Genomic DNA, 12,646 nt, shown 5'->3' on the forward strand with positions numbered 1-12,646 from the left:
CTGGGCAGGAAGAAAATGCCGGTGGTACAACCGTTACACGGTGTTCGCTCGGATCTGTCGGGGGAAGTGTGGGCAACGGTACGAGGCTGGAGAACGCGGCTCAACAGGCTGCGGCTGACGAGGCGTTACGCCTGTGGCTCCCCAAGGCGACCGTCCACTTCATAGAGGTGCCGCAGGGCCGGTCGGGGGCCGGAGTCGTCGGGGTGGACGTCAGCGGAGACGTGGGCGACTTCGAAGCCGGCGTCTACGTCCTGCGGGTCGGCCCGGACGACGACCGTCAGACCGAGGCCAACGACCGGGCGGCCCACGACCTCCTGCGGGCCGCCGACAAGGACTTCGCCAGGGACCACATCCCGCGTCTCCTGCACATCCACTCCACGGGCACGGGGCCCGACCGGCTCGTGGTCACCCTGCACGAGATCGCCGGGGGAGGACTGCGGCAGTACGTCTCCCCCCGCACCCGCACGACGGGGCTGCGGCGTTCGGCGCGGCGCATGTCCCGGGAACTGCTCTCCGCATGGTCGGACCCGAGCGACATCCTGATGACGACCCCTCACGAGCTGCTGGCCGACCTCGTGGGGCAGGACCGGGCCACGGCCTGCCTCGACTCCGCCGAGGTGTTCTTCCCCGGTGGGGGAACGGCGGAACGGGGTGGCTACGCCTTCCTCGACCCTCGCGAGATCCTCGGCGAGGGCAGGACCGGGTCCGTGCCGGTGATGCGCGGCTACTGCCACGGAGACCTGAACACCGGCAACATCCTCGTCCCCGTCGACGAGCGGGCCGACACCGACTCCGGCTACTGGATCATCGACCTCGCCCGGGCAAGGAGGGGGGCGGCCGGTTTCGACCTCGCGTACCTGGAGGTCAGCGTCCTCGTCAATCTGATGCCGAAGATCCGGGGCCCGGTTCTCGCGCGGTGTCTGGAGAGCGTCGAGGACGCGGTCGTGCGTTCGGTGCCGGACGACACCGACTGGCTCATGGCCTTCCTGGAGGAGTCCCGCCAGGGCATCCAGGAGTGGATCGACGCCCAGCAGGGCCGGGTGGACCAGCTCAACTCCCAGTTCCTGCTGCTGAGGATGATCGCCGGACTGCTCTGGGCGCGACGGTTTCCCGCACAGGACGAACGCGCGCACATCTGCCTCGCCTACGCGGGGTGGTACGCGCTCCGCTACCGCCGGTCCCTCGGCGACGACCTCGAGGCGGACCGCGAACCGGACGCGGGGGCCGCCCTGCCGACACGGGCGGACGCCGAGCAGGAACTGTGGCAGTCGCTGTGGGAGGCGGCGTCGGGGTTCGCCCCCCATGCGGCCCGCTACATCCTGGTCGCCGGGCGGATGCCCGACACGGCGTCCGTGGCGGCCCTGGGACGGATCCCCTGGTCCGTGATCGTCGACCTGGACCCGAGATCGGACGGCGAGGGCCTCTACCACCGCGCCGGCCCGGTGCTCGAATCCCAGCGCGCGGTCCATCTGTACACGCGCGATCAGCCGTTGGTCGACTATGCGCGCGGGACGGCATGGATGCTCGCCGTCGGCTCCGTGCTGCGCAACGAACCTCCCGAGGACCTCCGTAGCTGGGGGTACAAGCGCCTCGGTGCCATCCGGCAGTTGACGGCCGGTTTCCGCCAAGCGGTCGGTGACACCCCGGTCTTCGTCGTGGTCGTGGAGGGTGAGGCCCGGAACGGTGCGGGCTTGGAGCGCGACCGGCTCCTGCGGGCGGTCGAGGCCCTGGACGAGATGCTCCAGGGGCACGGGACGTTTCTGCACGTCGGCCAGTCCGCTCTGGCCACCCGCGTGGAGACGACTCTGCTGCCGCTGCCGCTTCCCGCCCTCCTCGACCGGTTGACCGAGACCCTCGGAGCGACCCCGGAGCAGGCGGACTTCACGGTCCCGGCCCTGGACAAGAGTACGGCGGCGATCTCGCCCGAGACCATGCAGAAGCTCCGGGAACACCTCGTCGTGCTCCACGACGGGATCGAGCTGACGGTCTCGCCCGCCGGGGTCCACCACAACGACGAGTTCTGGCGCGGTGGGCTGATCAGCTGGGCCGATCTGGACCTCGGCCGGGACGTCCCCCGTACCGTCACCGAGTCCCTGGTGAGCGCGTTGCGGGAGAGGCTGGATCAGCATCGCACGCGCACCGTGCTGCTGCACCACAAGCCGGGCACCGGAGGGACCACCGTCGCCCTGCGGGCGGCCTGGGACCTCCATCACGAGTACCCGGTCGCCGTTCTGCCGCACGGCGTGACCGTCGACCGCGCCAGGATCCCCCTGATCGCGGACCGGCTCAACCTGCTGCACAGCAGAACTCAGGCGCCGGTGCTGCTGGTCGCCGAGTCCAGCGACCTCAGTGAGGCCGACCGCGAGGTGCTGTACCAGGAGCTGGCCAAGCGGAGCGCCCGGGTCACCGTGCTCTACGTGCGGCGCGGAGTGGGCGACGCAGCGGCAGGAGTCCTCGCCGTCGACGAACGCCTCAACGCCACGGAGAGCCGCGACTTCGAGCAGCGCTACAGCGAACTCGCCCTGGAGCCCTCCCGGATCGGTGAGCTGCGACAGCTCTCGCGACAGCAGCACGAGCAGTACCGCACGCCCTTCTTCTACGGGCTGGTCACCTTCGAGCGGAAGTTCACCAAACTCTCCGACTACGTGAGCACCCATCTGGAGCGCGTCAGGGGCCGCGCGGCCGACGTGCTGAAGTACCTGGCGCTGGTGACGATCTTCTCCAACACGGGCCTCCAGAAGGAGCTCGTCCATCATCTGATGCGCCATTCCTCGGCCGCGGCGGAGCTCGAACTCGCCGACCTGCTGGGTCCCGAGGCGGCACGTCTGGTGACGGTCCGTTCGGGCAGGGTCCGCCTCCAGCACCAGCTGATCGCCGAACAGGTCCTCGCCGAGCTCCTCCACGACGAGCACTGGCAGTACTACCTCAAGGACCTCTCGATCGACTTCGTCGAGGCGCTCGCCCTGTCCACCGACGTCTCCTCCGAGCCGGTACGGGTGCTGCTCCGCCAGATGTTCGTGGACCGTCAGGGCGGAACGGTCGAAGGGGTGGAGGACCGGGGCTACTTCGCTCCGCTCATCGAGCGGCTCGACGTGAACTCGGCGCACGAGGTGCTGCGGTCCCTGACCCATCACATCCCGAACGAGCCCCACTTCTGGAACCACCTGGGGCGGCACCAGATGTACCGGCTGGACCGGGAGTACGACAAGGCGGAGGAGTACGTCTCCCGCGCGGTCGCCCTCGCCGAGAACGACTTCATCCACCACCACACGCTCGGCCTCACCCGCCGCGGCATCCTCAGGCAGGAGCTCAAGCGCGCCAAACCCCACGGTGTGGCGGCCGTCCTGAAGGTCGTCGAGGAGCACTTCGAACAGACGGTGGAGTGCTTCGACACCTCGCGCCGTCTCAACCGCGAGAACCTGCACGGCTACATCACGCATGTGCAGACGATCGTCATGGTCGCCCAGACGGTGAAGGCGGCCGCTCGCGTCAAGTCGATCGCGGAGCTCGACGCCGCCGCGGGCGACTGGGTGGCCGACAAGATCGGCGAGGCCAACGCCCTGCTCCACGAGGCGACCCAGGCCTACGGCACCCTCGACGACCAGGACAGCTACATGGTGCGCTGCCGCGCCGACATCCGGCAGTTGTACGGCGACCTGGACGCCGTGATCGAGATGTGGGAGCTGGCCGTCACCGGCCGGCGCTCCAACCCCATGGTGCAGCGGGCGCTGGCCCAGGCGTACTACACCCGCGGCGAGCGTCGCTGGCGCAATCTCAGCCACGCCGAGCTGCGCCGCATCGCGGAGCTGGCGCGGCACAACCTCTCCCGGTACGACTGCCGGGAGGAGGACTACCGGCTCTGGTTCGAGGCGTACAAGCAGCTGCCCGAGTTCGACATCAACGAGGCTCTTTCGCAGCTCCAGCTGTGGTCCGAGCGCTTCCCGTCCTGGCGCGCCCACTACTACCGCTACTGCCTCCTGTTCCACCTGTGGTTCAGCCGCCGCAGCAACGACGTCGAGTCGTTCCGTCACGCCCAGCAGCTCAGCCGTGAGCTGGTGTTCGGACGATCCCAGCGGTCGTACCTCTGGCTCGCCAAGGGTCCGCAGTGGTACCCGGTGATCGCGGACGGCGACCTCGGCGAGTGGGACCGGAAGAAGGTGTTCTGGAAGAACACCGAACCCCTCCAGCGGGTCAACGGTCTCATCGACGTCATGCACAGCCCCTGGGTGGGCACCATCAAGCTCGACGGACCGGTGACGGCGTTCTTCGTGCCGAGCCGCGACGACTTCGTGTCGGACAGTGACGAGAACACCCGGGTCAACTTCTTCCTCGGCATGAGCGCCGACGGCCTACGGGCCTGGGAGGTACGCGAGGGCCACCTTCCCGACGCGGTGGCCGCACGGGACGTGATCGGCCCCGTGGACGACCTCCCGGTGGACGACACGCTCGACGCGGCGACGGTCCAGGTCTCCACCGAGGTGCTCGCGGCTCGCGCCGCGCAGATCCGGGACGACCAGAAGCTGGCCTTCTGCCTCTCCCTCCTGCGGGCCTGGCAGGAGGTGGACCAGACACCGCGGCTGTCGGGGCTCACCGAGCGGGTCAAGGCGCGGTACCGGTACGACGGCTCCGACATCGAATCCCTGCTGGAGCGCTCGGACCAGGTGCGCTACATCGGCGGCGGCGACGACCCGGAGATCCGCCTGATCGACACGAACGGCAGACGGCCCGCCGCGCAGCGCCCCGAGACCCCCGCGACGAAACGCACCCCCGTGGACCAGGGGCGCAAGGTCCTGGGGCGCGCGATCCAGGTGTACGAGTCCAAGCGCAGTGTCCTGGTGATGTACGCCGGCGGCCAGTTGGCGAACCTCCAGTTCGAGGACGTCGTCGACCCGCCGGAGGAGATCCCCCGACGCGGGCAGCTGCTCTGGATCGCGAGGGAGCTCGACCATCGCGGTGGTTGCATCGCCCGGGAGGCCGAGCTGCTGCCGCTGACGGCCACCGTCGTCGACGACGAGCTGGTCCCGGAGAGTGGGCTGCGGGCGCGGGTCGAGAGCGATCTGCGGGACGAGATGGAGAACCTCTTCGTGGGAGGTGCGCCCCGGGTCGACGAGCAGACGATCACCGAGTGGCTGGAGGACCGGTTCCAGGGGTGCCTGCCGCTGGCCGAACGGCTCGGTCTCGGGGACCTGTCGGGGCTGTGGAGCGGGCTGGACTGGCTCCGCCGCGACGGAGCGGGGAAGACGGCCACCCTGTCGCTGGCGACGACAGCGGTGTTCGGCCGGGTGAGCCTGCCGGGTCAGGCGACGCGGCCCCCGGCCAAGCGGTCCGGGACGCCCCTCCCCCGATTCGACCAGGCTCTGGCGGCGGCGGTCGACGGTCTGCGGGAGCAGGAGGGCACGGATCCGACGTTCGCCGCGGTCATGAAGGCCATGCGGTCCTCTCTCGGTCAGGACTTCAGCAGAATCGTCGGGCGAGCCGGCGGGAAATCGCTGCGCATGCGGATCCTCAAGGAGCCCGGCTGGGAGCTGACGGGCAAGCCGCCCCAGCCGGACCGGGTACGACGCAAGGCCGGTCTTATCGGGGAGGTCGTGAGCGAGATCGAGGCCAAGGGCAAGGAACCCACCCTCGCCGTACTGGGTCTCGCCCTGCGCGAGAGGCTGGGATCCGAGTACGGCAGCACCGTGGGAGCCTCCCTCAAACGCTGGATCCAGGCTCAGCCGGGCTGGGAGGTGGCGACGGAACGCCCCGGCCACGAGGTCGTGGGACGGGTGGGGGCGACCGCCCCCGCCCCCACGGGTCCACCGGCTCCCGTCCCGCCCTCGCTCGCGTCCTCCCCGGCACCGGGGGCCGCCGACGGTGAACCGGACGTCGCCGCGGACATCGAGGAGACCGTCGAGGAGCTCGCGGCGCAGGGCAAGGAGGCGGCCCTGACCACCATCGGCAACCGTCTGAGGACCCGCTGGGGCTCCGAGGCCTACCAGCGGATCACCGCCGGACGACGGCTTCCCCTGCTCGCCACGGACCACGGTTGGGAAGTCGTCGAGGTGCGCCGCGACGTGCTGTGCCTGCGTCGGCCCGTGCCGTCCCCGAGCGGTGAACCCCTGCCGTCCCCGAGCGGTGAACCCGTCCCGTCCCCGAGCGACGAACCCGTGCCGTCCCCGAGCGGTGAAGGAGACCAGCGGTGACCGAGGTGACGCGGATGAGCACCGCCGCGCTGTTGGACTGCCTCGCGGCGCAGCAGGGCTCCGGCCCCGTGACGGAGCCGGAGCTTGGCCGTCGTGCCGGGCTGGCCCCCGAGGACGCCGGCACCGTCGTGCCCACCGTCGTCGCCCTGCTGAGCGTGTTCGGCGTGCTGCGGCAGGGTGCCGAGCCCGACGGCACCGCCACGGTGGCGGTGATCAGCCCGCAGGCGGCCTACTTCCTGCGGAGCACGGCTGCCTATCTCAGGGCAGGGCACGCGGTCCTGGACAACTGGGAGCGCACGGGAGCCGAGGAGGGGCCGTACACCGGGAGCCAGGCGCTCGCCGGACCGCAGTTCCTCTACCTGGCCGAGAGCCGTCGTCTCGCCCTGGACCCCGATGCCGTGCCGTTGAGGCAGGTGGAGGTGGTCCAGGTCGTGGTCAAGGCCCGGCACCGGGGCCGGGGAGGACGGGCGCAGTACCTTCTCCAGTACGACGAGAAGGCCCGCCAGTACCAGCTGCCCGGCGGACACGTCCGCTCCTCGGACACCGATCGACGTGCCGCGGCGATCCGGGAACTCGAAGAGGAGCTGGCCGGTTATCAGCACCGGCCCGACCGGGACGTCCTGACCGAGCTGGGCACCGTCGAGGCCGTCCAGCCCTCCCGCACGGTCGGCGCCGTGAGCGGGTACCGCGTCACCTTCTTCCAGCTGAGGACGGACGCGGACCGCCTTCAGCTGGGCCCCGGGGCGCACTGGGCCGCCGAGGACCGGGTGCTCGACCCGGAGTTCCGCGTCGGACGTGCGACGCTCAACGTCACTGCGCTGTCCGGTCTCGACACCGTCCTGCCCGGCGGTCTGACGGGCCTTCCCCTCAGTGTCCCGGAACCGCTGCGTCGTACCGTCCGCGAGGTGGTCCGGGACCGCCCCTGGGAGGCTGCCGGCCTGGCGGTGGGAGTGATCGGCCTGGCCGTGTCGCTCATTCCGCTGTTCCTGTGAGCCGAGCCGCGCAGCGGCGTGGAGGACGGAAGCACGAAGGAGGGGCCCGCCGGAGCGGGCCCCTCCTCCGTGATCGAGCCTTACGCCGTCTTCGGCTCCTCCAGGCGCGGGAAGAGCACCGCGCCCTTCGTCACCGTCGTGCCCGCAGGGAGCCTGCCCCACTCGCCGGCCGACTGGACCGGCTGGGCGGCCAGGGCACCCAGGGACGCTTCCGCGCCCAGGGAGTCCCAGAGCTTCTGGGAGGTCTCCGGCATGATCGCGTTCAGCAGGACCGCGACACCGCGCAGCGACTCGGCCGCCGTGTAGAGGATCGTCGCCAGGCGGGCGCGGCCCGTCTCCGACTCGTCCTTGGCGACCTTCCACGGCTCCTGCTCCGTGATGTAGCCGTTGACCTGCTTCACGAAGTCGAAGATCGCCAGGATGCCGCCCTGGAAGTCCAGCTCCTCGCCGATCTTCTGGTCGGCCGTCGCGACCGCCTTCGCCAGGCCCTCGTGGATCGCCTTCTCCGCGTCGCCGTCGGCCGTCGCGGCCGGCAGGGCGCCGTCGAAGTACTTGCCGACCATCGCCGCGACCCGGGACGCCAGGTTGCCGTAGTCGTTCGCCAGCTCGCTCGTGTAGCGGGCGGTGAAGTCCTCCCAGGAGAACGAGCCGTCCTGGCCGAACGCGATGGCCCGCAGGAAGTACCAGCGGTACGCGTCCACGCCGAAGTGCGAGGTCAGGTCCTGCGGCTTGATGCCGGTCAGGTTCGACTTCGACATCTTCTCGCCGCCGACCATCAGCCAGCCGTTAGCCGCCACACGGCCCGGGACCGGCAGGCCCTGCGCCATCAGCATCGCCGGCCAGATGATCGCGTGGAACCGGAGGATGTCCTTGCCGATGAGGTGGACGTTCGCCGGGAAGGTCTCGTCGAACTTCTCCGGGTTCTCGTTGTAGCCGACCGCCGTCGCGTAGTTCAGGAGCGCGTCGATCCACACGTAGATCACGTGCTTGTCGTCCCACGGGACCGGGACGCCCCAGTCGAACGTCGAGCGCGAGATCGAGAGGTCCTCGAGGCCCTGCTTGACGAAGTTCACGACCTCGTTGCGCGCCGACTCCGGCTGGACGAAGCCCGGGTTCGACTCGTAGAACTCGATCAGCTTCGGGCCGTACTCGCTCAGCTTGAAGAAGTAGTTCTCCTCCTTGAGGATCTCCACCGGCTTCTTGTGGACGGCACACAGCTTCGTGCCGTCCTCCGCCTCGATGAGGTCGCCGGGGAGCTTGTACTCCTCACAGCCCACGCAGTACGGGCCTTCGTACCCGCCCTTGTAGATCTCGCCCTTGTCGTACAGGTCCTGCACGAACTCCTGGACGCGGTCCGTGTGACGCTTCTCCGTCGTCCGGATGAAGTCGTCGTTCGCGATGTTCAGGTGCTCCCAGAGGGGCTTCCACGCCTCCTCGACGAGCTTGTCGCACCAGGCCTGGGGCGTGACGTTGTTCGCCTCGGCCGTGCGCATGATCTTCTGACCGTGCTCGTCCGTGCCGGTGAGGTACCACACCTTCTCGCCGCGCTGACGGTGCCAGCGCGTGAGCACGTCGCCTGCGACGGTCGTGTAGGCGTGGCCCAGGTGAGGAGCGTCGTTGACGTAGTAGATGGGGGTCGAGACGTAGAACGCCTTCGCCCCCTGCTTCTCGGATCCAGTGGCCGCCATGGTCGAAATCCTAACGGCCAGTTCAAGATCCACTCACATCGATAACGGGTGGGGGGAGCGGGGGCCGGACGCGGGGGCGGGAGACGGAGACGTCCGCGAAACGTTGGGCGGCATAGAAAGAGCCGTGACCGGCAGCGAGGAAGAGATCATGCGCGTACTTGTCGCCGAGGACGAGGAGGTCCTCGCGGAGCTCCTCGCCACCGGCCTGCGGCGGGCGGGCTTCGCCGTCGACACCGTCTACAGCGGCGACGCCGCCCTCGCCTACCTGGGCCTGCACGACTACGACGTCGTCGTCCTCGACCGCGACCTGCCCCGCGTCCACGGCGACGACGTGGCCCGCGCGCTCGTCGCCCGGACCGCCCGGACCCGGATCCTGATGCTGACCGCCTCCGCCTCCACCGAGGACCGCGTCGAGGGGCTCGACCTCGGCGCCGACGACTATCTGGGCAAGCCCTTCGAGTTCCCCGAGCTGGTCTCCCGCGTCCGCGCGCTGCGGCGGCGCAGCGCCCGGCCCGTACCGCCGCTGCTCGAACGTGCCGGGGTGGCGATGGACACCGTACGGCGGACCGCGACGCGGGACGGCCGGGTGCTCGACCTGTCGCCGAAGGAGTTCTCCGTGCTCCAGATCCTGCTGGAGGCGGACGGCGCCACGGTCTCCGCCGAGGAGCTCCTGGAGCGCGCCTGGGACGCGCACACCGACCCCTTCACCGGCGCGGTACGGGTCTGCATGAGCAAGCTGCGCGCGAAGCTCGGCGAGCCCGCGCTGATCCGGACGGTCCAGGGCGTGGGGTACGCGCTGTGAGCGCGGGAGTGCTGGGCTCCGGCTCGACGATCCGGACCCGGATCGCCCTCGTGTACGGAGGCGTCTTCGTCGTCCTCGGCGGGTGCCTCCTGACCGTCGTGAACCTGCTGTCCCGGGCCGGTACGGAGGGCGAGGCGGACGCCATCGCGGCGCGCGTGCGGGTCGTGGCGCCGTTCGAGACGGTCACCGCGTACCGGCTGAGCGACGACGTCAGCCGTGCTGCCGGCGAGCAGATGCTCATCTGGTCCTGCCTCGCCCTGGCCGTCATGGCGTTCGGCGCGGTCGCGGTGGGCTGGTGGACGGCGGGGCGGGTCCTGCGGCCGGTCCACGAGATGACCGCCCGGGCGCGGCGGCTCTCGGAGCGGAACCTGCACGAGAGGATCGGCGCGAGCGGGCCGGACGACGAGCTGAAGGAGCTCGGAGACACGATCGACGCGCTGCTCGGGCGGCTGGAGGCCGCGTTCGACAGCCAGCGGCGGTTCATCGCGAACGCCTCGCACGAGCTGCGGACCCCGCTCGCCACGCAGCGCGCCGCGATCCAGGTCGGGCTCGACGACACGACCGAGGTCAAGCAGGTGCTGCTGGACACCAACCGGCGCAGCGAGCGGCTCATCGACGGGCTGCTGGTGCTGGCCCGGAGCGAGCGGGGGCTCGAGGAGCGGGAGGACGTACGGCTGGGGGAGGTGGTCGCGGAGGAGTGCGAGGCGTTCGGGGTGGCGTGCGCCGGTGAGGCGAGTGGTGTCGTACGGGGGAGCAGGGTGCTGCTCGGGCAGCTGGTACGGAACCTCGTCGCGAACGCCGTCGCCCACAACGTTCCCGGGGGGTCCGTGGAGGTGCGTGCGGACGGTGGAGTGGTGACCGTCGTGAACACGGGGCCGGTGGTGTCGGCCGATGAGGTGCCGGGGCTCTTCGAGCCGTTCCGGCGGGGCGAGGGGCGCGACCGGATGGGTCCGGGGGCCGGGCTCGGCCTGTCGATCGTCCGGTCGATCGCGGCGGCCCACGGCGGGACGGTGGGGGCGGTGGCCCGGGGTGAGCGGGAGGGCGGCGGCCTGGTGGTGACGGTGACGTTGCCCGTCACCACCAGGTCTGCTGTGAGCCCTGCTCAGATCTCCCAGGTGGAGAGCAGCCCGCGGTAGAAGTCGGCGTGGGCGGTCTCCGACGGGGCCGGACCGGCGAGGTAGTGGCCGGTACGGGGGGCGGTGAGCTTACGGACGTAGTCGAACGCCTTGTTGTCCTCCTCGCCCCACGCGACGAACTGCCAGTGGATCGGGCGCTCGGCGGCCTCGGCGAGCGCCTGGGTGGCGGCCGTCTTGGACTCCGGGGCGCCGTCGGTCTGGAAGACGACGAAGGCGGGGCGGGTGGGGTCGGTCTTCTCGTGGTGCGCGAGGACCTCTTCGACGGCGCGGTGGTAGTTGGTACGGCCGAGGCGGCCGAGGCCCGCGTTGATCTCGTCGATGCGGCCGTCGATGCCGGCGGGGCGGAGTTCGGCGGTGCCGTCGATGTCCGTGGAGAAGAAGACGGCGGTGACGGTGGCGTCCTCGGTGAGGTGCGCGGCGAGGGCGACGGTCTGCTCGGCGAGGCGCTGGACGGAGCCGTCCTTGAAGTACCCGCGCATCGACCCGGACCGGTCGACGACGAGGTACACGGCGACCGGCGCCGCCCCGACGAGCCCGCGCTCCGCGAGCACGCCCGCGGCGGCGTCGTACGCCTCGACGAGCTGCGGCGCGTCGGTGGCGAGGGTGCTGTCGGTGGCGGTGGTGCCGGGGACGGGCTCGTCCACGACGGTCACGGCGGCGGCGGCGACGGGCTCGGCTTCGGCCGGAGCGGCGGCCTCCGGCTCGGAGGCCGGCGTGGCCTCGGGCTCGGCTGCGACCGGCTCGTCGGCTACGGCCTCGGCCTCGGCGGTCTCCGGCTCGGCCACGACGGCTTCGGCTGCGACCGGCTCGGCGACGACGGCTTCGTCCGCGACCGGCTCGGCCTGGGCCGGGGCGGCGGCTTCCTGCTCGTCGGCAGGGGTGGCCTCGGGCTCGGTGGCGACCGGCTCGTCGGCTACGGCCTCGGCGGTCTCCGGCTCGGCGACGACGGCTTCGGCCGGAGCAGCGGCTTCCTGCTCGTCGGCCGGCGTGGTCTCGGGCTCGGTGGCGACCGGCTCGTCCGCTACGGCCTCGGCCTCGGCCGGGGTGGCCTCGGGCTCGGTGACGGCCTCGGCTTCGGGAGCCTCGGCCTGCGGCTCCGCCGCGACCTGCTCGGCCTCGTCCGAGGCAGGCGCCTCGGCTACGGGCTCCTCCTGCGTGGCCTCGGCCTCCGCCTCGCCGTTGTCGGCGGTCTCGGCCACGGCCTCCTCCGCCGGAGCGTCCGCCGTCTCGGCGGCGGCCTCGGTCTGCGGCTCGTCCGCCACTTCGGCCGCGGCGGCGGCCTCGGCCTGCGGCTCCGCCGCGTCCTGCTCGGCAGCCGTCTCCGCGACGGGCTCCTCCGTCGGCGTCGCCTCCGCCTCGGCAGGCTCCGGCTTCGCCTCCGCGACCGGCTCCGTCGTGGCCTGCTTGGGCAGGTCCGCGACGGCCGGGGCCGCCTGCGCCTCCGCCGTGACCGCCTCCGGCTTCTCCGTGACCGGTTCGGCCTCGGAGTCCGGCTTCTGGGCCGTCCTCGCCGCCGGGACCTTCGGGTTGTCGAACGCCGCCGCAACCAGGTCGTCCGCCGCGCGCCGGGCCTCGTCCTCCGTCAGGGGCGGCGTCGGCGCGGGGTCCTCCTGGCGGGACGGGGCCCCCTGGGGCGGGACGGAGGTTGCCGGGGAATCGGCGTGCCGTTCCGCACGATCGCGTCCGAACACCTTACGCAGCAAGCTCCGAATGCCCATGGGCGAGGCCTTTCGCATGAGTTGGGTGCGGTGAATGTCCGTACTGGGAGGAATCATCCCTGGCCAGGGCGGACACGTAAGGTTAGCGGCCCCTGGTGTGTCGCCCCCGGCGCCCCAACCGGACC

At 71.2% G+C, this 12,646-nt stretch carries 6 protein-coding genes; 4 read left to right on the forward strand and 2 right to left on the reverse strand.

All coding sequences use genetic code 11. The features are described from left to right. The first annotated feature begins 68 nt into the window (after window positions 1-68). Window positions 69-6,185, forward strand: coding sequence for a P-loop NTPase (locus tag ACZ3OF_RS17315; protein WP_467305317.1), 6,117 nt, complete (start codon window positions 69-71; stop codon window positions 6,183-6,185). Continuing rightward, window positions 6,182-7,177, forward strand: a complete 996-nt coding sequence (locus ACZ3OF_RS17320; protein WP_467305319.1) for an NUDIX domain-containing protein — start codon at window positions 6,182-6,184, stop codon at window positions 7,175-7,177. The genes ACZ3OF_RS17315 and ACZ3OF_RS17320 overlap by 4 nt, the downstream gene beginning before the upstream one ends. Window positions 7,178-7,257: 80 nt before the next feature. On the opposite strand, the gene metG is transcribed toward ACZ3OF_RS17320, so the two are convergent. Next, entirely contained in the window at window positions 7,258-8,865 is a 1,608-nt protein-coding gene (gene metG / locus ACZ3OF_RS17325; RefSeq protein ID WP_361669930.1) for a methionine--tRNA ligase, read from the reverse strand. 148 nt (window positions 8,866-9,013) lie between these two features. Here metG and ACZ3OF_RS17330 point away from each other — a divergent pair, with 148 nt between their 5' ends. Both ACZ3OF_RS17330 and ACZ3OF_RS17335 read left to right on the forward strand, forming a co-directional pair. Further along, on the forward strand, window positions 9,014-9,667 hold the full coding sequence (locus ACZ3OF_RS17330; RefSeq protein WP_361669928.1) for a response regulator transcription factor: 654 nt from the start codon (window positions 9,014-9,016) through the stop codon (window positions 9,665-9,667). Beyond that, entirely contained in the window at window positions 9,664-10,803 is a 1,140-nt protein-coding gene (locus ACZ3OF_RS17335) for a sensor histidine kinase (protein WP_467305322.1), read from the forward strand. Before ACZ3OF_RS17330 ends, ACZ3OF_RS17335 begins: the two co-directional genes overlap by 4 nt. On the opposite strand, the gene ACZ3OF_RS17340 is transcribed toward ACZ3OF_RS17335, so the two are convergent. Beyond that, the gene (locus ACZ3OF_RS17340) at window positions 10,770-12,494 is read right to left on the reverse strand and encodes a VWA domain-containing protein (RefSeq protein WP_467305324.1); all 1,725 of its coding nucleotides are present in this window, start codon (window positions 12,492-12,494) and stop codon (window positions 10,770-10,772) included. The two genes, ACZ3OF_RS17335 and ACZ3OF_RS17340, sit on opposite strands and share 34 nt — an antisense overlap. Window positions 12,495-12,646: the final 152 nt, after the last annotated feature.

This window comes from Streptomyces sp. NPDC022552, from assembly GCF_055561875.1.

What these genes read in the sequence shown, in the direction of transcription:
- metG (WP_361669930.1), bottom strand. Translation starts at nt 8,865, where the DNA reads ATGGCGGCCACTGGATCCGAGAAGCAGGGGGCGAAGGCGTTCTACGTC.
- ACZ3OF_RS17330 (WP_361669928.1), top strand. Translation starts at nt 9,014, where the DNA reads ATGCGCGTACTTGTCGCCGAGGACGAGGAGGTCCTCGCGGAGCTCCTC.